This is a genomic window from Lentilactobacillus buchneri (assembly GCF_018314255.1).
Classification (GTDB): domain Bacteria; phylum Bacillota; class Bacilli; order Lactobacillales; family Lactobacillaceae; genus Lentilactobacillus; species Lentilactobacillus buchneri.
In genome coordinates, this window is sequence record NZ_CP073066.1 from 341,604 (window position 1) to 363,459 (window position 21,856).

The window sequence follows — 21,856 nt, forward strand, 5'->3', positions numbered from 1 at the left end:
GACAATGTGCAGGATTCCGTTTTTCCTTAGAAAGGAGGTGATCCAGCCGCAGGTTCTCCTACGGCTACCTTGTTACGACTTCACCCTAATCATCTGTCCCACCTTAGACGGCTGGTCCCCGAAGGTTACCTCACCGGCTTTGGGTGTTACAAACTCTCATGGTGTGACGGGCGGTGTGTACAAGGCCCGGGAACGTATTCACCGTGGCATGCTGATCCACGATTACTAGCGATTCCAACTTCATGTAGGCGAGTTGCAGCCTACAATCCGAACTGAGAACGGCTTTAAGAGATTAGCTTGACCTCGCGGTTTCGCGACTCGTTGTACCGTCCATTGTAGCACGTGTGTAGCCCAGGTCATAAGGGGCATGATGATTTGACGTCATCCCCACCTTCCTCCGGTTTGTCACCGGCAGTCTTGCTAGAGTGCCCAACTGAATGCTGGCAACTAACAATAAGGGTTGCGCTCGTTGCGGGACTTAACCCAACATCTCACGACACGAGCTGACGACAACCATGCACCACCTGTCATTCTGTCCCCGAAGGGAACGCCTAATCTCTTAGGTTGGCAGAAGATGTCAAGACCTGGTAAGGTTCTTCGCGTAGCATCGAATTAAACCACATGCTCCACCGCTTGTGCGGGCCCCCGTCAATTCCTTTGAGTTTCAACCTTGCGGTCGTACTCCCCAGGCGGAGTGCTTAATGCGTTAGCTGCAGCACTGAAGGGCGGAAACCCTCCAACACTTAGCACTCATCGTTTACGGCATGGACTACCAGGGTATCTAATCCTGTTCGCTACCCATGCTTTCGAGCCTCAGCGTCAGTTACAGACCAGACAGCCGCCTTCGCCACTGGTGTTCTTCCATATATCTACGCATTTCACCGCTACACATGGAGTTCCACTGTCCTCTTCTGCACTCAAGTCTCCCGGTTTCCGATGCACTTCTCCGGTTAAGCCGAAGGCTTTCACATCAGACCTAAAAAACCGCCTGCGCTCGCTTTACGCCCAATAAATCCGGACAACGCTTGCCACCTACGTATTACCGCGGCTGCTGGCACGTAGTTAGCCGTGGCTTTCTGGTTGGATACCGTCAAGATGTCAACAGTTACTCTGACACCTGTTCTTCTCCAACAACAGAGTTTTACGAGCCGAAACCCTTCATCACTCACGCGGCGTTGCTCCATCAGACTTTCGTCCATTGTGGAAGATTCCCTACTGCTGCCTCCCGTAGGAGTTTGGGCCGTGTCTCAGTCCCAATGTGGCCGATTACCCTCTCAGGTCGGCTACGTATCATCGCCTTGGTAAGCCGTTACCTTACCAACAAGCTAATACGCCGCGGGTCCATCCTAAAGTGACAGCCGAAGCCGTCTTTTAAACCAAAACCAGGTGGTTTTGGTTGTTATACGGTATTAGCACCTGTTTCCAAGTGTTATCCCCTACTTCAAGGGCAGGTTACCCACGTGTTACTCACCAGTTCGCCACTCGTCTCAATGTTAAATCTTTCAGGTGCAAGCACCTGAAATCATCAACGGAGACGCGTTCGACTTGCATGTATTAGGCACGCCGCCAGCGTTCGTCCTGAGCCAGGATCAAACTCTCATCTTAAATTGTTTAAAATGATAAGCCTGTGATAGCTCATGATTTAAATTTATTATTTGTTTTACGAATTGACTTCGCAAATGTTTGGTTCCAATTCCGAAGAATTGAAACGCCCTGCACATTTGTTTGTCGAAAATTTTGTTCAGTTTTCAAAGGTCTACTTGGTTGCGGGTGAGATGAATCATCTCTCGCGACAACTATTTAAATATACCACGCTGATTGCTCAGAGTCAACAAAAACTTTTTTGATTAACACGCTTTGTTGTGTATTCCGTTCAAATCAGCATATATAAATATATCTGATTCTCACCGATTCGTCAAGTAAAAATCGAAAGTTAATTTGCAATCACAATTCAAAGTGGTCTACGTGAAGGTTACGACTAAAAAGTTTGAAGCTTCTTCAAAAAAATCACCAAAACAAAAAGCAATCCAAGTTGGATTGCTTTAAAAAAATTAATCGTTATTCGTATTATCCTCGGGACGCATTGTTGGGAACAGAATCACGTCACGAATAGATGGTGCATCGGTCAATAACATAACCAGTCGATCAATGCCGATTCCAAGTCCACCCGTTGGCGGCATGCCATACTCAAGGGCTTCAATGTAGTCTTCATCAATTCCTTCAGCCTCTTCGTTACCAGCTTTACGTTCAGCAACTTGAGCCTCAAATCGTTGACGCTGATCAATTGGGTCATTCAATTCAGAAAATGCATTGGCGAACTCGTTAGTCAAAATGTATAACTCAAAACGATCGGTAAATCTTGGATCATCATGGTTCTTCTTGGCCAGTGGTGAAATCTCAACCGGATGCCCATAAATAAATGTTGGCTGCTCCAGCTTAGGTTGAACGAGCTCCTCAAAAAATGCATTAATAATATGGCCGGTCTTCCACCATGGTTCGTAATGAATATGGTGTTCATCAGCCAATTTTTTAGCGTCATCATCAGACATTGGTTGCCAAAAATCAATTCCGGTATATTCCTTAATTGCATCAACCATATGCTGTCGTTTAAACGGTTTGTTCAAGTCAACGGTGTGGCCTTGATAAGTCACAACATTATCATCCGTAACAGCAGCTGCTGCTGCCTTAAAGATGCCCTCAGTTTCATCCATCACATCATGGAAGTCATAATAGGCAACATAGGATTCAAGCATCGTGAACTCCGGATTATGACGGGTATCCATTCCTTCATTTCTGAAGACCCGGCCAATTTCATAGACCCGTTCCAGTCCACCCACAATCAATCGCTTCAAATGCAGTTCAAGCGCAATTCTTAAATACAAGTCGATATTCAAAGCATTGTGATGGGTAATAAAGGGACGGGCATTCGCACCACCCGCAGAATTATGCAGAACTGGGGTTTCTACTTCTTGATAATCGTTTGAATCCAAATACTTACGGACAGCAGAAACAATCTTCGTGCGCTTAACAAAACGATCGAAGCTGTCCTGGTTGGAAATGAGATCAAGGTAGCGCTGACGATAACGCTGTTCCTTGTCCTTTAAGCCATGAAATTTATCTGGTAGCGGCCGCAGCGCCTTTGACAGGAAAGTAACTGACTCTGCACGAACAGTCAGTTCACCCATGTCTGTTTTGATAATTTGGCCGGAAATTCCGAGGTGATCACCAATGTCGGATCGTTTAAAAATATGGTAAATGTCATCACCGACAATATCCTTACGAACATATATCTGGATTTTTCCAGTTCGATCCTTTAAATCGGCAAAACCGACCTTACCTTTACCCCGCTTAGCAATCATTCTGCCGGCAATGGTAACTTTCTTGTCCTTTTCCATTAATTCATCTTTATCTTCATCATCAAAATCATGATGCAGTTGTTCAGCAAGATATGTACGCACGAATCGATGTCCAAATGGATCGATTCCTTCCTTGCGTAATTCGTCCATCTTCTGGCGACGGACGATCATTTGGTCATTCATTTCTTTGTCTTTGGCCACTGTGAAACCTCCTAAATGAAAATTTACTATTAATAATCATAACACAAAAAGCGCCGAATTTATTGTGCTATCCGGTGCTGACGTGCTTTTCGCTGTTCGTTTTTCTCCAAAAATTCATCAAAAATATCATCCATCGCTGATTCGCCGGATGCGTTCGTCAAGGCAACCTTGGTTCGAGCTGAATGAGGAATTCCCTTTAAGTAATAGCCGGCTTGACCGCGAAATTCGTGGGAACCGATATAATCACCTTTCAATTCTACCAAACGATGCAAATGTTCCTTGGCAGTAACCACCTTTTCCTCAGGTGTCGGCTCAGCTAACAGCTCGCCGGTTTCCAAATAATGCTGCGTCTGCTTTAAGATCCACGGATTACCTTCGACCGCACGGCCCATCATAACAGCATCGGTGCCAACTTCAGTTAACATCTTTTTGGCATCTTGCGGTGTTCTGACATCGCCATTTCCCATAAATGGGATGTGAATCTCCTGCGCAACCTGCTTCAAAATGCCCCAGTCCGCATGCCCCTCATACATTTGTTTCCGGGTTCGCCCATGCATCGCCAAAGCTGAAGCACCGGCTCTTTCAGCCGCTAAAGCGTTCTCAACCGCATAAATATGATCTTCATCCCAACCGGTTCTCATCTTAACGGTCACCGGCTTTTTAACGGCATCAGTTACATAAGAAACCATCTCGTAGACTTTCTTTGGGTCCAGCAGCCAACGAGCACCGGCATCAGTTTTGACAACCTTATTCACAGGGCATCCCATGTTGATATCAATGATATCGGCAGCAGTATTTTGATCGACAAATTTAGCGGCCTGAACCAACGTTTCCTTGGTTCCGCCAAAAATTTGGATACTCATCGGGTGTTCGCGGGGATCAACAAACATCATATCCAACGTTTTTTTGTTTTTGTACATAATCCCGCGGTCAGAAATCATTTCACAAACAACTAGGCCTGCCCCATATTCTTTACAGATAATTCTAAAGGCAGAATTTGTAACCCCTGCCATTGGTGCAACAACCACCTGATTAGGGATTGTGACATTACCAATATTCCATTTCATACTTTCACCTCAAAATTCGTTTGCAATTGTGAAATTCCGCTTGCTATATTATCACATATTTGTGAAAAACGACAGCCAACTTTAATGGTGTCCCTCAGCTTTAGCGACTTTGATGATTTTCCCCAGCTCTTCTTCATTAAAATGGTACTTGCTTTCGCAGAAGTTGCAAGTCACGTCAATTCCTTTATCCTCTTTGAGCATCGTTTCCAATTGGGGGACGGGGAGGCCCTCAAGATCTCGGCCAAACCGATTCTTCGAGCAGTTGCAGAAGAATTCCACCGGAACAGTTTCCAAAAAATGCAACTGACCTTTGCCAAAAATGAGTTCCAAAATATCTTCAGGACTTTGATTGTCCAATAAAAGCTCAGAAATCATCGGCATCTGTTTAATTCGGTCGATGACTTGATTAATCGTGTCATCAGTTGCATCCGGCAATACCTGCACGAGGTAGCCGCCGGCTGCGCCGATTGAATTATCATCGTTGACAAACACAGAGACCCCCACCGCTGATGGAATCTGTTCAGATTGGGCGAGGTAGTACGTGAAATCGTCGCCAATCTCACCTGAAGCCAGCGGCACGCTTCCAGTATAGGGATCCTCACCTTCGGCAGCACGACTCACCTCAATTAAGCCGTTGACACCAACCGCCTTGCCAACATCAATTTTATGATGGGCATTAAGTGGTAAATGCACATGAGGGTTTTGAATATAGCCTTTGACATGGCCGTTCGAATCACTATCAGCGACGATTTGGCCAACTGGTCCTTGACCATTGATTTTAACCGTCACAGCTTCACCATTTTTTTCAACCGATTCAGCAAGCATAACTGTGCCGACTAATGTCCGTCCCAAAGCTGCAGATGATGCACTCCAGGTATCGTGGTCTTGCTGGGCAGTCGTTACAAGTTGCTTGGCATTCACAGCGTATGCCCGAAACATGCCATCGGTCGTTGTTGCTTTAACTAAATAATCATCCATATCTTGCACCTCTTCTAAAAAATAAAAACGAGTTTAGAGATAATTCTACCCTAAACTCATTTTTGAAATATTCAACTAATTGTTATCGTCATTGTCATGATTGTTATCTTTTGGTTGACCATTGTTAGAGACGTCATCTGGTTTTTCAGAGTCATCCGTGCTTTGATCATCCGAATTGTTTTGGTCAGTGTCTTGAGTTTGATCCCCAGTTGTATGACCCTTTTCCAATTCAGCTTGACGTTCAGCTTCCTTACGTTCCAATTCACGTTTGGCTTCTTCAAAGGTTGCCGCACGCTCACTTGGAAATTCACTTGTATCGGAACTTTCAGGCATTTTACCTGTGTGCCAAAGTGAAAGAATCTGCTTCTCATCAAGGGTTTCATACTTCAACAAGGCTTCCGCAATCAGCTTGTGCTTATCACGATGCTCCTCGATAATCTTCTTAGCAGTGTCGTGAGCTTCGTTGGTTAAACGACGAACCTCTTCATCAACAGCAGCACCGGTTTCTTGAGAATATCTTGGACCATAAGTGTCTTGGGCAGGATTTTCAAGCTGTACCGGACCAAGTCGTTTGCTCATTCCATACTGAGTAACCATGGCTCGAGCGATGTTGGTTGCCTGTTCAAAGTCATTGGAAGCACCAGAGGATTGTGAGTCAAAGACAATTTCTTCGGCAGCACGACCACCCATCAAACCGGCAATCTGTTCCATCGCGTCCTTCTTAGACATCAACTGCTGGTCTTCACGCGGCAGCATAATCGCATAACCACCGGCACGGCCACGGGGTACAATGGTAACCTTGTGGACAACTCGGGCATCATTCAAGACCAACCCAACCACAGTATGGCCGGCTTCGTGATAAGCAACGGTTTCCCGTTCCTCTTTTGAAATAACCCGATTCCGTTTGGCAGGACCGGCGATCACACGATCTTCGGCCTCGTCCAAGTCACTCGCGTCGATTTGCGTCTTGTTGCGACGAGCAGCCAGCAAGGCCGCTTCATTCAGCAGGTTGGCCAAATCGGCACCAACGAATCCTGGCGTTTGCTTGGCAATCTCGTGCAGATCAACGTCGTTTGCCAATGGCTTGTTTTTAGAATGGACTTTCAGAATTGCTTCACGACCGTTAATATCTGGACGTCCAACCAAGATCTTCCGGTCAAAACGACCTGGACGAGTCAAGGCGGGATCCAAAACATCGGCACGGTTGGTTGCGGCAATGACAATCACGCCTTCATTGCCACTGAATCCATCCATTTCAACCAGTAATTGGTTAAGGGTCTGCTCACGTTCATCATGGCCCCCACCCATGCCGGCGCCACGACGACGACCGACGGCATCAATTTCATCGATGAAGATGATGGCGGGAGCAGCCTTCTTGGCTTGATCAAACAAGTCACGAACACGGCTGGCACCAACACCTACGAACATTTCAACGAAATCAGAACCGGAAATTGAGTAGAACGGCACTCCGGCTTCACCGGCCACCGCTTTGGCAAGCAAAGTTTTACCAGTACCAGGAGGTCCCTCAAGTAACACCCCATGTGGGATGGTAGCCCCCAAAGTTGTAAATTTCCTTGGATCTTTCAGGAATTCAACAACTTCGACCAGCTCTTGTTTTTCTTCCTCTTCACCAGCAACATCTGAGAAACGAACCTTATTTTGCTTACTGTCGGCTGGTTTGGCCTTGGATTTGCCAAAGCTCATCACTTTGCCGTTTCCGCCGCCTTGACCGCCAGCACGGCCCATCATCATGTAGAAGAACCAAACAAACAATAACAGCGGCAAGACGTAAACCAATAGATTTACCCAAAAACCGCTTGACTCTTCAGGCTTGGCATTCATCTTAACATTGTTAGATTGAGCTGCCTTGGTGATTTCAGCAATTGAGGAGTTATTCTCGAGGACAGTTGCGGTAAATTTGGTAACATTCTTAGACTGAGTCTGGTTTCCACCAATGAGTCCGGATTGCACCTGTACCTTCTGACCCTGTCTATAAGTTCCAGTTACCTTATAGACACCGCCACTTGGCTGTACTGAAAAGCTTTTTACTTTGTCATCCTTCAAGTTCTTAACAAACTGGCTTGATTGGATTTCCTGCGATGTGGTCTGGTTGGTATTTCCGTTAAAGAAATAGATAACCCCCATTATCAGCAGAAATATGACAATGTAAAACAGACTATTTTTAAAAAGCCCATTTCTATTCGAGTTCATCAACGTCCTCCTCAAAACTAAATATTTTCATGTTGATAGTCAAAATACTAACACACTTGACCTTTTTTGACTATTAATTGTTTGTATAAATTTCAGGCTTCAAGACACCAATGTACGGCAGGTTACGATACTTTTCGTCGTAATCCAAACCGTAGCCGACGACAAATTCGTTGGGAACCTTAAAACCAATGAAATCCGACTCGGCATCAACGGCTCTTCCAGCGGGTTTGTCCAACAGGGTACAAACCTTAATTGAACTGGCACCACGATCGGCGAACGTGTCCAGCAGGAACTTCAACGTCCGGCCAGTATCGACGATGTCTTCAACAATTAAGACATCACGCCCATCAATGTCGGTGTTGATATCCTGCAGCAATTCCACCGTCCCGGAAGATTCAGTCGCACCATGATAACTGGAAACGTCGATAAAGTCGATTTGCATGTATGAATCAACTGCTCGGGCAATGTCGGTCATGAAGAAAATAGCGCCCTTTAAGACACCCACTACCACCGGCGTCTTGCCTGCATAAGTCTGAGCTATTTCTTTTCCCAGCCTTTCAACGGCTGCTTGAATTTCTTCCTTGCTGTAAAGTACCTTTAAGATGTCGTTATTCATTACAAATTCCTTTTCTTTCCAATCATTATTTTTGTCGGACTTCAATTAAAAAATAAGGCCTCGTGTCCTCGGAATCCCGAGAAACAACGGCATTTTTCAGACCCAACACTGATAATACGGTACCTCTGGCATCGACCAGCAACAAGGTCCGCTCACGTTGGTCGTTGGGAACTTTGGCATTGATCAGCACCCGGCTGACCTTTTGGTGTTGTCCGTGACCGATTGATAATCGATCCCCTGCTTTTGGAGAGCGAACCTGCAACGGTAAATCTGTATCCTGCAGGTAAAAAGTTGTCAGTTTACTGTTAGCAACCGTTTTGTGTGCAGTGAACACACCAAATTTGGTGGACGGACTCAGAGAATACCATCTGTCTAATATTACCATAAAAGTTCGATCTTTTTCAGGTTTACCAACGATTTTTTGTGGTTCCTTACAAATTATTAGTGATTGATACACCCGCCTGACCTGCCATCCAGCCTCTAAATCCATTTTGGCTTGTGGTCTGGCGGTCTGCTGGATCAGGCCCAAAACTTCGTCAAGTTGATCAACTGAAACGTTGGGGATTCGAAGATAATGTTCGAACACTTCCTCAAGCAAACACTTGACGACACTGTCGGGAAAATCTTTGAGTGAATCGAGATCAATTTCTGCCCGTTGCTTTTCTGGAAAACCAACTGCGGAATGAATCAGCGGCTGAATCAAGAATTCAATGGCGGCCAAGTTGTCGGCCAACTGGTTGGTATAACTGAGCACATGAGGCAGCAGCTGCGGATTCTCTGCTTTGAGTAATGGCATCACGCCATGGCGAATTCGATTACGTTCAACAGCCAGCTGCTGATTGGTTTCGTCTTCAAACCACCTGATTCCAGTTGTTTGAGCAAATGATTCCAACTGCTGCTTACTAAACGACAAAAGTGGTCTAATCATGTTGGCATCTGCAAACGATCGGGTTTCGCGAATGCCGGTCAGAGAAGCTAATTGACCGCCGCGGACCAGCTTCATAATGACGGTTTCAACCAGATCATCGCCATGATGAGCCGTCAACAGGCAGGTACTACCGGTTTCCTTCAAAACACGCTCAAAAAAGCGATACCGAAAGGTCCGGGCTGCCGCCTCAATCCCGACCTTTGGGTGGTCGTCTTTCGGCCAGACAGCTTGTTTGAGTAAAAGCCCGTGTTCACTGCAATAATTCGATATATAGCGGGTCTCTTCAACGCTTTGATCTCGGAGCTGATGATCCACATAGGCGACAATAATTTTGGGCCGAACAGCTCGCGGCAGGTGCTGCAGCATATATAGTAACGTCATCGAATCCACTCCGGTGGAAACGGCAACCACCACTGCATCTCCAGCCTGCCACCACGCTTTTTGCTTAACAATGAAATTAAATTGTTTCTGTAAATCCACTGTGGCCTCCGCTTATGACTTGCAGGTATAAAACAAATATGGCCGGCAGCAAATGATTGCCCCAGCCACAAACTTATTAATTGTCAAATTCTAATCGATTAACTACGCCGGCCGCCGCGACCACCACGTTTGCCTTCGGTGTTCTTACGCAGTGTGGACAAGCGATCTTCACTTTCTTTCAAAAAGCCGGACATCATGTCATCAAAACTCTCTTCATGATTATTCGAGTGATTGTTGTGAGCAGAACTGCCGCCACGGGAATGATAACCGTGACTTTGATGATTCCCGTGGTTCTCATGAATTTCGTGGTTATTCTCGTGGAAATTTCTGTGAGAATGATTTTCATTCTTAGAATCTTCATGTTCATGATTGTCAGAAGCTTTGCGGATCGAAAGACTAATCTTGTTGTTGCCCTCAATCTTGAGGACCTTTACCGTGACATCATCGCCGACCTTCAAAACATCATGAATATCTTTAACAAATCCGTCAGAAACTTCGCTGATATGAACCAAACCGGTTCGATGATCACCTAAATCAATAAATGCACCAAAATTCGTAATTCCGGAAACTTTACCGTTAACTTTTTCTCCAACTTCAATTGCCATCTAAAAAAATGTTCCTCCCATGTAATAGTGTTACCAGTATATCATATTTTATTTTATCTCGACTAGCGATTGTCAAAATAAAAGGCGAAGACAAAAGTACAAATACTTTTGGCCTCGGCCTCCTTGACTCATCTTATTTGACATCGTAATCATTAACATCTTTTGGTGCCTTATTAGGGAAACTATAGACTGTTTCGCCAGGTTTTGTATAGTAATAACGATCACGAATAATTTGTTCCACGTAATTCTTGTCATTCAACTGGGCGACTTGCGTTTTGAGTTGTTTCTGGTCCGCCTTTTGCTGTTTTAAGGTCTTTTGCTCACGGGCAATTCGAACATGCACGTCAGCGTAATTCACTTTGGCACGAACAATTTGGATAAGAAAAATTGACGCAAAGAATAGGAAAATGGCACTAATAACTAAGGCCCGCTTTTTTCGTCGATTAGACAAAACAGCAGTCACCCTTGAGTTATTCAATTCAATCTCTCGGCGACGAGTAAAATCGTTGTCGAGCTTCCGTACTTTCCCACTTTGCTGCGTCATGCTAAATCCCCCGATCATTCGCACGTTCTAGATAAATTATACCAATCTATGGGCATTTGTCTAGGTGATTCCACATGTTTTCGGGATTTTTATGGATATTTATTTATTCGTTGCGAAAGTCGCGTTCATAGTCCTCGGAGGTAATCTCATACATCCGTTCTGCATCATCCTTTTTGGTTGTATCCAACAGTTCCTTGACCAAGATAGTCAGAGTCTTGTTACCAAATTTGATGACAACCTCATCGTTGGGTTTAACTTCGGTTGAAGATTTGGCGGCCCGCCCGTTGATAAAGATCCGGCCCTTGTCGGCAATCTCTTTGGCAACAGAACGGCGCTTAATAATTCTGGAAACTTTTAAAAACTTATCGATTCTCATGAGTTGTGACTCCTTTAATTTTTAAGAACTTACCAACAAACGGAATGGCCAACCATTCACGGACAGTAAATACGTCCAACAGTCGACACCCCGCAAAAAATATGATCACGCCAATCGGAATGGCGATGCAGACAACCAGCAAAGCAGCGATTCTTGGATTATCAGCCAAGTCAGCCAGGTTAATCCCAAATACCGTTGCCCGAACCGCAATGAACATGGTCACCAGCACAATCACAAGCTTGCCAAGCTGCTTAAAAGAAATCAATTTGGCCAACTCTTTTCGACTGAGCAGGTTCATTAATAACACCATTACCATTAAGCTTAACAGGGTTGCAAGACTAGCGCCAATGATTCCAAAGTGTGCCACGAACAATTGATTAACCAACACCTTGATCAAAAAGCCAGCAAGAATGGCGATCATTGTCCTCAAATAATTATCCTTGCTCTGTAAAATCACGTTATAGGTCATCAACACGCTGGTTAAAACGATGCTGATGCAGTACAAGCTAATCGTCAAATTTAACTCGGACGAAGCAAATAACAACCGGTTAATTTGGGGCATTAGAGCGGCCAACCCGACACTCATGGCAAGGGAAACAGCCAAATTAGTTCTCAGGTTCGTGGCCGCAACGTGTTGAAACGTGACATCTTGACGGTGTTTATTTGCCAACACCAAACCAGGCAAAACGGCGGTTGCAGACGCAATGCTCAAAACTTGTCCCAGTTGAACAAGGGTCTGAGAACGATCGTAAATTCCCTTGATATTCTGGGCAGCAACCAGCGAATAGCCAAACGATCGCAATCCAGACACAACGGAAAATGAATCAGCCAACTGAAGCAATAGCATCACTGCCGATACCAAGCACAGTGTGCCGCCCTCCAGCAAAATGCGCTTAATTAACAGCCGTGTTTCAATAGTCGGACGTCGATTTCGCCAGTTTGTTGGCAATGATCTTGATTTCATCCAAATCAGGATGAACAACAGGGCAATCAGGCCGGCAATTGGTGCGGACAGCATGGCCAACTGACCCATTCGATACGGACTGACCGTCGATTTGAAGGCCCAGTAACCAACCAAAAGAATACTCGATACTCGAACAACCTGTTCAATCACTTGCGAATACGCCGTCGGCCGCATTTCCATTTTGCCTTGAAAGTATCCCCGCCAGGTTGACAGAAATGGGACAAACAGGAACATCCAGCTGACTGATTGAACCACCGGTGCCAATTGGGGATCATCCATTTTCCCGGCAATGAATCCGGCAGCAAATTGCAATATACAAAAAGCCACCAGGCAAACCACGATTAGGATGTTTTGAATTCGAATGGCCAACCCGACCTGATCTCTTGGATCTTTGGTGTCGACCACTAATTTGGAAATAAAAACCGGTAGCCCCGTCAAAGCAAAGGTCATCCCAATACCATAAATTGGATAAATCTGTTGATAAACATAAAAGCCGATGTTACCAACCATGTTTTGGAAGGGAATTCGATACACGGCACTTAACAATTTGGCAACAAATGACGCGACCGTCAGCAGTAAGGTTCCTTTAAGAACGAGTTGTCTTCTTGACCTATTTTTCATCAGACTTTACCTTACCGGCAGCACCATGATGATGCCGGGTTTTTGATAGTTGTTTGACTAATGCAATCAGCCCGTCCAACCACTTTGTCATGTTGGGCTGAACAGTTAATTGAATTTGATACCTGTCATTTTCGGTGTTAATGGTTGCCCGGAACTTGGTTTGGGCAATCGCTTCCAACAATTCCTTGCTGGAGAACTCTGTCCCTGCCCGAGGTGAAAACGTGATGGTAATTTTGGGCTGATTTTGATGGATTTTATCAACCAACGCATAATCGGAGAACATCTTCAGCTGAGAGATCTTTAACAGGTTGGCGACGGGTTCACCATAGTCCCCAAATCGATCGATTAGATCATCTTCAACTTCGTGGAGCTGATCTTCATTTTCAATTTGGCGGATCCGTTTATACAATTCAATCTTTTGTTGATTGTCCTGAATATAATCACTCGGCAGATAGGCTTCCAGGTCAAGCTCAATAGTTGCATCAGTTCGATACTCAAAGTTCTTGCCGCGTTTTTTGGCAACGGCATCCGACAACATCTGGGTATACAGGTCGTACCCAACCGAATCAACAAACCCGTGCTGCTGCTTACCGAGCAGGTTACCTGCTCCACGGATTGATAGGTCCCGCATCGCAATCTTGAATCCGGATCCCAATTCGGTAAAGTCACGAATTGCCTCCAACCGTTTCTCACCAATTTCTGTGAGGACCTTATTTGGTTTGTACATAAAATAAGCATAGGCCACTCGGCTGCTGCGGCCAATCCGCCCCCGCAGTTGATAAAGCTGAGAGAGGCCCATTCGATCAGCATTCTCAACAAATAGCGTATTAACGTTTGGAATATCCACCCCGGTTTCAATAATCGTGGTAGTTACCAAAACATCATATTCACCATTTATGAAATCATACAAAATGTCTTCCATCTGGTTTTCGGACATTTGTCCGTGAATGTAACCGACTCTGGCTGAAGGGACCAAGGCACTGATTTGTTCAACCGTCTTTTCAATATCAGAAACCCGATTGTGGAGGTAAAAGACCTGGCCGCCACGCGACATTTCCCGTTCAATCGCCTCCCGAATCGTGCCGGCATTTTGTTCGATCACATAAGTCTGAATGGGATAACGGTTGGATGGCGGCGTCTCAATCACAGACAAATCACGAACCCCCATCATCGACATGTTCAGCGTCCGTGGAATTGGTGTTGCCGTCAGTGTCAAGACATCAACGTCAGAACGCATTTCCTTGATGCGTTCCTTGTGTTTAACGCCAAACCGCTGCTCTTCATCAATGATTAACAGGCCCAAATCATTAAACTTAACGTCTTTTGAAAGCAGTCGATGAGTGCCGACAACCACATCGACCTTACCGTCTTTTAAGCCTTGGAGGGTCTCCTTGACTTGTTTGGCGGTCTGAAATCTGGAAAGCACTCTGACTGTAATCGGGTACTCTCGAAAACGGTCCAGCATGGTTTCATAATGCTGCTGGGCTAAAATTGTGGTTGGCACCAAAAAAGCGACCTGTTTACCAACTTCAATTGCTTTGAAAGCAGCTCTCAAAGCAACCTCGGTCTTACCGTAACCAACATCTCCAACCAGTAAACGATCCATTGGATGCTGGGTTTCCATATCCCGCTTAATTTCAGTCGCACTCCGCAGTTGATCGGGTGTTTCACTGTAAGGAAAGGCAGCTTCGAATTCTGCCTGCAACGAATCGTCTTGAGGATAGGCGTAACCCTTTTCTGCGCTTCTTTTGGCGTATAAATCGATTAGTTCATCAGCGATGTCTTCAATCTTGGAAGCAACTTTGGCCTTGGTCTTTGCCCACTCGCTGCCGCCTAGTTTATTGATCCGCGGGTGCTTATCTTCGGAGGAAACATATTTTTGAATTAAATTTAACTGGGTGACCGGGATGAACAATTTGGCGTTATCTTTATAGGAAATCGTCAAATAATCCTGGTGCTTACCGTCGACTTCCATGGTCTTCATGCCTTCATAACGGCCGATTCCATGGTTGACGTGGACGACATAATCGCCGGGCTTCAAATCGGTATAACTCTTGATTCTTTCAGCGTTGTTAAAGGTGGTTTGGCGGGGGCGTTTTTTAGTCACCGTGCCAAACATTTCTTTTTCAGTGATCACCACACAACTGGCCAACGGCAGCTCAAATCCGTTGTCCAAGTTGCTGGAAATGAGCTGGACTTCTTGTTTTAAAAGATGATCCTTATCAGTCTGAGTCGCCGTAATTTCAAAATCGTTCAGCGTTGAAGCGACCTTTGCCAGTCGTTTCTCATCTTGAACCATAATGATGACTGTCTGCTTCATTTTCTGCCAGCGCAAAATCTCGGTTCGAAGCATTGGAATTTGGGAGAAGAACTGCTGCATCGGCCGTACGGTAATGTCTTCAATGGCATCCAGTCGCATCCGGCCCATCCCTTTTTGGAACAGTGACAGAATTAAGGTGGCGTGATGATTAGCGCTGAAGGCTTTCTTGAAATCATTGGTGTATGTGGTCGACTTCAAAACCTCATAGTGCTTAATCTTGTCGTTCAACCACTCATCGTCATCGCTCTCAAGCTGTCTGGCAGTTTCAGTAATTCTGGCATAATCGTCGAAAATAACAACGCCATCGGCAGCCAGGTAATCCAGCAGGGAAGACTGTTTTTTATAAATCATATCCGCAAATAACAACCAGCGTGGATCACTCAACCCATTTTGCAGATCCATGATTTGCGGTTCCAAGTTGCCCTGAAGCTTTTTGGCCGCCTTGTCATCCAGTTGACTTTGTTCAGCAATTAACCGTTTGGACAGCTGCTTGCTGACGGCTTTTCGCTGGTCATCGGTCATTAATAAGTCCGTGGCTGGTAGTACCGTGATTGACTTGATGTTTTTGATGCTTCGCTGATTGGAAACATCGAATGTCCGCATTGAGTCGACATCCGTGTCAAAAAAGTCAATTCGAACCGGGTCTTGATGGTTTAATGGGAAAATATCGAGAATCGACCCCCGAATTGAAAAATCTCCCGGAGCCGCAACCATTTTTTGAAAAACGTACCCCATTTGATGAAGCTGAAGCTTTAATTGCTCCAGGTCATAGGTGCCGTCCATTTCAAGCGTTAACTTAGCGGCTTGAAACTGCTTTTTCTCCGGCACCAGTCTTCTAATACCGGAAACAGAGGTCACAATGACCGCCGGATCGCCGCTGGCAAGCTTGTCCAACGCTAATACCCGTTGGGCTTTGTATTCCGGTGAACTGGTGGCCAGCTCAGCTGCTCCCATTTCTTCCACCGGGAACTCAAACAACTGATCGTCATCAATCAAGTTAGATAAGTCATTCACCAACTGGTCAGCATGAAATAACGAGTCAACTACCACAACAGTTGGTTTGTCAGTCGAATGAATTAAATTATCGATTAAAAGTGTCCGGGCGGAACCGCCGACTCCGGTCACCAATTGACGCGTGCCCGGTTTCAAGGTTGCGACCAACTCCTGATACTGAGGAATTGTTGTTAGTAATTGATCTAACTTCAAAATAATGTCCTTTCGTTAATTATACTGATTTTCCAAATCCGGAATCGACATCCCGTCAATCCAATCATCCAAGGCATTCACGGCGTGATCAGCAGCCTGCTTAAACATTGGGGCTTGATCTTTGCTGAATCGGCCCAGCACGTAATTAACGACCGTATTGCCATGATCCGGGTGATCAATTCCAACCCGAATCCGATCGAAATTTTGGGTGCCGACACTGGCAATAATGCTTTTAATCCCATTATGACCGCCAGCTGAACCTTTATCCTTAATGCGAATCTTGCCAACCGGCAGATCCATGTCATCATGCACAATGATGAGATCTTCGATTGAAACGTCAAAGTAGTCCATTAAGGGGCGGACAGCCAAGCCGGAGTCATTCATGAATGTTGTCGGCTCGACCACCATCACTTTGGTGTTGTTGACAAACCCAGAGCCATACTTGGCGTTCATTTTACGCGTCTTAATTGAAATGTCATGGCTTTTGGCAAATTGTTCCACTACCATAAAGCCGGTATTATGTCTGGTCCCATCATATTGCGGGCCAATATTTCCTAGTCCAACGATCATTTTCATTGTTTAAATTCTTCCTCACGTTTCTTCCAACACAAAATGCTGAACAAAGACTGTTCAGCTGTCGAAAAATTAATTAACATAAAGATTATATCATATCAGACAAGCTTTTAAGTCCTGGAAAAACCGGAAAATTAAAAGATGTTTATCAGTGAAGACGCCTTCAAAATCATGCTATAATTAGCGTGTTCTAGGAATTATATATTAATGATTTGGAGATGATTTTTTTGACTTTACAACGCCAAAAAGTAGCTTTAATTGGTGACGGTGCCGTAGGTTCATCATATGCCTATGCAATGATGCAACAAGGCCTCGCTGAAGAGTTTGTGATCGTAGATGTGATTAAGGAACGAACTGAAGGAGACGCACTCGACCTTGAAGATGCCCAAGCCTTCACCTCCCCAAAACACGTTTACTCAGGTGATTATGCAGATTGTAAGGATGCCGACTTGGCAGTCATCACTGCCGGCGCTCCACAAAAGCCTGGCGAAACTCGCTTGGATCTGGTTAATAAGAACCTCAAGATCATGAAATCTATCATTGATCCACTTGTTGGCTCTGGATTCAACGGCGTCATTGTTGTTGCTGCCAACCCGGTTGACATTTTAACTTATGCAGCTCAAAAATTCTCCGGCTTCCCAAAGAACCGTGTCTTTGGAAGCGGAACTTCTCTGGATACTTCCAGATTGCAGGTCGCTTTGGGCAAAAAGTTGCAAGTTAGCCCACAATCAATCAGTGCTTACATTTTAGGTGAACACGGTGATTCCGAATTTGCTGCCTATTCTGCAGCTCAAATCGGCGGCCGTCCATTCTTAGACGTTGCCAAAGAAGCCGGTTTATCAATGGATGACTTAAAAGAGATTGAAGACCAGGTTCGTCATAAGGCATACGAGATCATCAACCGAAAAGGTGCCACATTCTATGGAGTTGCCACCTGTTTGATGAGAATTTCACGAGCTATTTTGCGTGATGAAAATGCAGTTCTGCCCGTTGGTGCGCCAATGGATGGCGAATACGGACTTCATGATGTCTACATCGGTTCACCTGCCGTGGTCAATGCATCCGGCATTCAAAAAGTTGTTGAAGTTCCACTTAACGCCGATGAAGCTGCCGCAATGAAGGCTTCTGCTGAGACCCTTCAAAAGACGACTGCTGATGGCATGGCAGAACTTTAATTCCGCTGTTTGTACTAACGATAAAGGGATGATGAATCAGCATCCTCAGCCTCAATAATGAATCAAAACGGGCAATTATTTCTATCCCATAGGAATAATTGCCCGTTTTTTTAGGAAGTCCTAGCAAGTCAACATATGGAACATTTCCTTGTGTCCAGCTTGTCAGCTGATTCAAGCCGGATTTTCAATAGCTATTCTAATTTATTTAGAGATTAATGAGAATAATTCAAGTTTAAATGTTCTTTTCTAAATTTCTCTATGTTATCATGGTTGTATACAGGTTAATTTGGAGGAATTAAACATGCTATTAAAAACATTAGTAAAGCCTAAGGAACGACTGGTGACCGTCAAAGAAGACGCCACCTTGGAAGAGGCTTTACAGACTCTCGAAGATTCCGGTTATCGTTGTGTGCCAATCTTAGATGAAACCGGCAAGATTTTCCGTGGCAATATCTACAAAATGCACATTTATCGTCATAAATCACGGGGTGGTGACATGTCACTTCCCGTTACCACACTTTTAAAGAACGCAACCAAGTTCATCAACGTGAATTCTGCGTTCTTTCAAGTATTCTTTTCAATTAAGGATCTCCCCTACATCGCGGTTTTGGACGAACGAAATAACTTTTATGGGATCTTAACCCATACCCGTCTCTTGGACATGCTGTCACAGTCTTGGAACGTGAATATTGGCAGTTACGTGTTAACCGTCGTTGCAAGCGGCGAGCGTGGTGATCTTGAAGAAATTGCCAAAATTATCACCAAGTACACCAACATTGCCAGCGTCATTTCCTTGGACGCTCAAGAAGGTGAATTGGTTCATCGCATTATGTTCACCCTGCCTGCCGAAGTGGATCAGGATCGTTTAAACAGAATTATTGCTGCTTTGGAACGCAAGGAATTCAGAGTGCCTGAAGTTGAAAATCTGCAAGAAGAAAAAAATTAGGCACATTGTACGTGCATATCAAAAGAAGAGGCTGGGACACAACTAATTGGAGGTTGTGTCTTGGCCTCGCTTGCGTTCCAATGTTATCTAGTTCAAACATGGAACTATCGGCTGATCCCGGCCGTTTAAGCCAAGAAGCGAGTCATTCCATGACAGGAATAACTCGCTTCTTGGCTTAAATTCTGGGATCAAGACGCCTCGCGTCGCACTCCCTTTTGATTATAATTGTATTCAATTGATCTAAGCGTTGTGTGATGTTTTATGTATTGCGGTCCGTCACTAGCCTTTAGCTAATCCCAAGCTTATCTTTATCGCTTTATCGACCTTACTCATAATAGGCGGATCGAGATGGGTTACTTTATCCTTCAATCGCTGCTTATCAATGGTTCTGATCTGCTCGAGTAAAATAACTGAATCTCTTTCTATCCCATTTCCAGCCAAGATCCCCACGTGTGTGGGCATTTTGGGTTTGGAAATTCTGGCGGTAATTGCGGCAACAATGACGGTGGGACTGTAATGATTGCCAATATCATTTTGGACAATCAAGACCGGTCGCATCCCGCCCTGCTCGGAACCGATAACTGGTGATAGATCAGCATAAAAAATGTCTCCACGTTTAAAAATAACGTCAGTCACCCTCATACCTCCCATCATCGTAACTTACATTACTGTAAATTCCGTAATCTTTGACGATACTGAGTTAAATGGATATCAGCGTCTTCTTCACAGCAGGAAAAGTCCTTACTGATCTCACGGTTCAAACTACCCATTTCGCGATATCCCCTCATTAAGCCATCAATGACTTTCGGGTCATCAAAAAAGTAGTTGATTGCAATCTCAACCGCTGCACTTTCGGATATTCCAACCGTTGCGCTAAACTGTTCCAAACGGTCTGCAATTTGATCATTGATCATAACTGAAAAATGCTTTGAATTAGTTGCTTTTTCCATTGGTATTTTCCCCTATATGTTCCAGATTACTGTACTGTCTAATATACCATGAAATTACAGAAAAATCATACATATTTTCGACGCAATCGCGGACTCAAGCCACAAATAACCTCATAACTGATGGTATGCAGATAATCCGCAACATCATCGGCAGTAATCTGAGCATCACCCGATTGACCGATGATGGTGACTGTCGTGCCGTAAGGATAATCATGAGGCAATCGAATCATAAACTGATCCATGCAAACTCGACCAACGATCGGACACTTGTGGCCATCAACCAAGACTGAAAAGCCCTGCATTGCCCGGGGAATTCCGTCGGCATAGCCAACCGGAACGGTCCCAATCCATTGGTCGCTATCAGTGGTGTAGGTTGCACCATACCCGATTGAGCGGCCCTTTTTAACTAATTTTGAAAAATCAATTTCGGAGGTTACTGATAAACCTGGTTTCAACTGATATGGAAGCTGGGTAATATCTCTTCCGGACGGGTTCAAGCCATAAGCCGCAATCCCAAAGCGAATCATGTTGCCGCCGCAAACTTTGTGCCACAAGCTGGTAGCGGAATTGGCCACGTGAACATACTTCGGGCGTTTATCAAGAACTGCCATAAAGTCCTGAAAATTCTGGTACTGGAATTTGAAATAGGTATCGTCAGGACTGTCAGCAGTGGCAAAATGGGTAAAGATTCCTTCAAAACTCATCCGATCGGAATGGGCGTTGAGAACCCCAACGGCAGCTTTAAGCTCATCCGCAGTTTGAAAGCCAATTCGACCCATGCCGGTATCCAGTGCCAAATGAATGTTTAGCCGGCCTTTAAATGCGCTGGTGTCGAGTAATTTGGCAGCTTGATTAAGCCAGTCGATCGAACCGACAGTCAGGGAAATGTTTTCGGAAGCCGCTAATTGGGCACATTCAGGATCAGTAATCCCTAATACCAGTACCGGCAGCCTAATTCCTGCCTGGCGAAGTTGGAGAGCTTCATCTAAAATAGCGACACAAAAACCAGTGGCGCCCGCTTTTTCAGCAATCTCGGCCACTTGAACTGCCCCATGCCCATAACCGTCAGCTTTAACCACTTGGAACAAGTCGTCTCCGTCATCCAAACGCTGCTTGGCATGGTGAATATTTGAATAAATTGCCGCCAGGTCAACAGTTACCTGGGCATTTCGTAAATTTCCAACTGTCATTACCTAACCCCGATTCTCTAAAATAACTTGAGTAACGACAATGTCATCGGTGTGAGAAATCGACACAAAGGCGTTCCCATCAAATGGTTGTTTCGAAAAGAAGGGTTTGCCCTCCTCGTTATTAACAATACAAAGATCCTGAAATCTCACTTTCGATCCAAGGCCGGAACCAAAGGCCTTCGAATAGGCTTCTTTGGCCGAAAAACGACCGGAGATATATTCATAACGGCGCTTATCAGACAATTCAGCCAATTGTTTCATTTCATCTGCTGTTAAAATACGCTCTGTGAAATGCTGATTCCGTTCCACGGCAGCGACAATTCTTCTAATATCGGTAACATCAATCCCAATTCCTGCAATCATTTTCTAAATCCCTCGCAAACCAAAAAGATAGGATAAGTTTAACATAAAAACGGCCTCGTCGGGGCAGATTTGAAAGACTTGTCACGAAGTCAATGACGATTAACGACATGCTTGCATTACAAGTTGGTGCATACAAGAACCCTCATCAACTCAATCAAAAAAGTGACCATTCATCATCGAATGATC

At 44.9% G+C, this 21,856-nt stretch carries 18 protein-coding genes and 1 rRNA gene; 2 read left to right on the plus strand and 17 right to left on the minus strand.

The window, feature by feature from the left end:
• Positions 1–30: 30 nt before the first annotated feature.
• The 13 genes from KE627_RS01830 to pth all read right to left on the minus strand — a co-directional run bounded on the left by KE627_RS01830 (position 31) and on the right by pth (position 17,049).
• Positions 31–1,605 (minus strand): 16S ribosomal RNA (locus KE627_RS01830).
• Positions 1,606–2,051: 446 nt separating this feature from the next.
• A complete protein-coding gene (gene lysS, locus KE627_RS01835; RefSeq protein ID WP_013728339.1) occupies positions 2,052–3,557 on the minus strand; it encodes a lysine--tRNA ligase in 1,506 nt (501 codons plus the stop codon).
• Between the two features lie 59 nt (positions 3,558–3,616).
• Positions 3,617–4,624: a tRNA dihydrouridine synthase DusB gene (dusB, locus tag KE627_RS01840; RefSeq protein ID WP_014940228.1), complete on the minus strand. Its 1,008-nt coding sequence runs from the start codon at positions 4,622–4,624 to the stop codon at positions 3,617–3,619.
• Positions 4,625–4,705: 81 nt separating this feature from the next.
• Positions 4,706–5,602, minus strand: coding sequence for an Hsp33 family molecular chaperone HslO (gene hslO / locus KE627_RS01845; protein WP_013728341.1), 897 nt, complete (start codon positions 5,600–5,602; stop codon positions 4,706–4,708).
• 75 nt (positions 5,603–5,677) lie between these two features.
• Complete coding sequence (gene ftsH / locus KE627_RS01850) at positions 5,678–7,813, minus strand: ATP-dependent zinc metalloprotease FtsH (protein ID WP_013728342.1); 2,136 nt, start codon at positions 7,811–7,813, stop codon at positions 5,678–5,680.
• A gap of 73 nt (positions 7,814–7,886) precedes the next feature.
• Positions 7,887–8,429 carry a hypoxanthine phosphoribosyltransferase gene (gene hpt / locus KE627_RS01855; protein WP_013728343.1) on the minus strand — a complete coding sequence of 181 codons (543 nt, stop codon included), beginning with the start codon at positions 8,427–8,429 and terminating at the stop codon, positions 7,887–7,889.
• Between the two features lie 25 nt (positions 8,430–8,454).
• Positions 8,455–9,837 (minus strand): tRNA lysidine(34) synthetase TilS, encoded by a 1,383-nt coding sequence (gene tilS, locus KE627_RS01860; RefSeq protein ID WP_013728344.1) that lies wholly within the window; start codon positions 9,835–9,837, stop codon positions 8,455–8,457.
• 98 nt (positions 9,838–9,935) lie between these two features.
• On the minus strand, positions 9,936–10,442 hold the full coding sequence (locus KE627_RS01865) for a S1 domain-containing RNA-binding protein (RefSeq protein ID WP_013728345.1): 507 nt from the start codon (positions 10,440–10,442) through the stop codon (positions 9,936–9,938).
• Between the two features lie 133 nt (positions 10,443–10,575).
• Positions 10,576–10,986 carry an FtsB family cell division protein gene (locus KE627_RS01870; RefSeq protein WP_013728346.1) on the minus strand — a complete coding sequence of 137 codons (411 nt, stop codon included), beginning with the start codon at positions 10,984–10,986 and terminating at the stop codon, positions 10,576–10,578.
• Between the two features lie 103 nt (positions 10,987–11,089).
• Positions 11,090–11,362, minus strand: coding sequence for an RNA-binding S4 domain-containing protein (locus tag KE627_RS01875; protein WP_013728347.1), 273 nt, complete (start codon positions 11,360–11,362; stop codon positions 11,090–11,092).
• Positions 11,349–12,947: an oligosaccharide flippase family protein gene (locus tag KE627_RS01880; protein ID WP_056938781.1), complete on the minus strand. Its 1,599-nt coding sequence runs from the start codon at positions 12,945–12,947 to the stop codon at positions 11,349–11,351. The genes KE627_RS01875 and KE627_RS01880 overlap by 14 nt, the downstream gene beginning before the upstream one ends.
• A complete protein-coding gene (gene mfd / locus KE627_RS01885; protein ID WP_153152554.1) occupies positions 12,937–16,473 on the minus strand; it encodes a transcription-repair coupling factor in 3,537 nt (1,178 codons plus the stop codon). Before mfd ends, KE627_RS01880 begins: the two co-directional genes overlap by 11 nt.
• A 15-nt stretch (positions 16,474–16,488) precedes the next feature.
• Positions 16,489–17,049 (minus strand): aminoacyl-tRNA hydrolase, encoded by a 561-nt coding sequence (gene pth, locus KE627_RS01890; protein WP_013728350.1) that lies wholly within the window; start codon positions 17,047–17,049, stop codon positions 16,489–16,491.
• A gap of 215 nt (positions 17,050–17,264) precedes the next feature.
• Between pth and KE627_RS01895 the strand changes: the two genes are divergently transcribed.
• Together KE627_RS01895 and cbpA are read left to right on the plus strand one after the other, a co-directional pair.
• Positions 17,265–18,221, plus strand: a complete 957-nt coding sequence (locus KE627_RS01895) for an L-lactate dehydrogenase (protein ID WP_041805699.1) — start codon at positions 17,265–17,267, stop codon at positions 18,219–18,221.
• A 301-nt stretch (positions 18,222–18,522) separates the two neighbouring features.
• Positions 18,523–19,167, plus strand: coding sequence for a cyclic di-AMP binding protein CbpA (gene cbpA, locus KE627_RS01900; protein WP_014940237.1), 645 nt, complete (start codon positions 18,523–18,525; stop codon positions 19,165–19,167).
• 279 nt (positions 19,168–19,446) lie between these two features.
• Here the strand turns inward: cbpA and KE627_RS01905 are convergent, their stop codons facing one another.
• The 4 genes from KE627_RS01905 to acpS all read right to left on the minus strand — a co-directional run bounded on the left by KE627_RS01905 (position 19,447) and on the right by acpS (position 21,670).
• Positions 19,447–19,821 carry a type II toxin-antitoxin system PemK/MazF family toxin gene (locus KE627_RS01905; protein ID WP_041805701.1) on the minus strand — a complete coding sequence of 125 codons (375 nt, stop codon included), beginning with the start codon at positions 19,819–19,821 and terminating at the stop codon, positions 19,447–19,449.
• A gap of 11 nt (positions 19,822–19,832) precedes the next feature.
• Positions 19,833–20,117, minus strand: a complete 285-nt coding sequence (locus KE627_RS01910) for a hypothetical protein (protein ID WP_014940238.1) — start codon at positions 20,115–20,117, stop codon at positions 19,833–19,835.
• 65 nt (positions 20,118–20,182) lie between these two features.
• Positions 20,183–21,307: an alanine racemase gene (gene alr, locus KE627_RS01915; RefSeq protein WP_013728355.1), complete on the minus strand. Its 1,125-nt coding sequence runs from the start codon at positions 21,305–21,307 to the stop codon at positions 20,183–20,185.
• Positions 21,308–21,310: 3 nt separating this feature from the next.
• Positions 21,311–21,670, minus strand: a complete 360-nt coding sequence (gene acpS / locus KE627_RS01920; RefSeq protein WP_013728356.1) for a holo-ACP synthase — start codon at positions 21,668–21,670, stop codon at positions 21,311–21,313.
• Positions 21,671–21,856 lie beyond the last annotated feature (186 nt).

Bases quoted from the DNA above. Each gene is read 5' to 3' on its own strand.
- dusB (WP_014940228.1), bottom strand. From the start codon at position 4,624: ATGAAATGGAATATTGGTAATGTCACAATCCCTAATCAGGTGGTTGTT.
- hslO (WP_013728341.1), bottom strand. From the start codon at position 5,602: ATGGATGATTATTTAGTTAAAGCAACAACGACCGATGGCATGTTTCGG.
- ftsH (WP_013728342.1), bottom strand. From the start codon at position 7,813: ATGAACTCGAATAGAAATGGGCTTTTTAAAAATAGTCTGTTTTACATT.
- hpt (WP_013728343.1), bottom strand. From the start codon at position 8,429: ATGAATAACGACATCTTAAAGGTACTTTACAGCAAGGAAGAAATTCAA.
- KE627_RS01865 (WP_013728345.1), bottom strand. From the start codon at position 10,442: ATGGCAATTGAAGTTGGAGAAAAAGTTAACGGTAAAGTTTCCGGAATT.
- KE627_RS01870 (WP_013728346.1), bottom strand. From the start codon at position 10,986: ATGACGCAGCAAAGTGGGAAAGTACGGAAGCTCGACAACGATTTTACT.
- KE627_RS01875 (WP_013728347.1), bottom strand. From the start codon at position 11,362: ATGAGAATCGATAAGTTTTTAAAAGTTTCCAGAATTATTAAGCGCCGT.
- KE627_RS01880 (WP_056938781.1), bottom strand. From the start codon at position 12,947: ATGAAAAATAGGTCAAGAAGACAACTCGTTCTTAAAGGAACCTTACTG.
- pth (WP_013728350.1), bottom strand. From the start codon at position 17,049: ATGAAAATGATCGTTGGACTAGGAAATATTGGCCCGCAATATGATGGG.
- KE627_RS01895 (WP_041805699.1), top strand. From the start codon at position 17,265: ATGATTTTTTTGACTTTACAACGCCAAAAAGTAGCTTTAATTGGTGAC.
- cbpA (WP_014940237.1), top strand. From the start codon at position 18,523: ATGCTATTAAAAACATTAGTAAAGCCTAAGGAACGACTGGTGACCGTC.
- KE627_RS01905 (WP_041805701.1), bottom strand. From the start codon at position 19,821: ATGATGGGAGGTATGAGGGTGACTGACGTTATTTTTAAACGTGGAGAC.
- KE627_RS01910 (WP_014940238.1), bottom strand. From the start codon at position 20,117: ATGGAAAAAGCAACTAATTCAAAGCATTTTTCAGTTATGATCAATGAT.
- alr (WP_013728355.1), bottom strand. From the start codon at position 21,307: ATGACAGTTGGAAATTTACGAAATGCCCAGGTAACTGTTGACCTGGCG.
- acpS (WP_013728356.1), bottom strand. From the start codon at position 21,670: ATGATTGCAGGAATTGGGATTGATGTTACCGATATTAGAAGAATTGTC.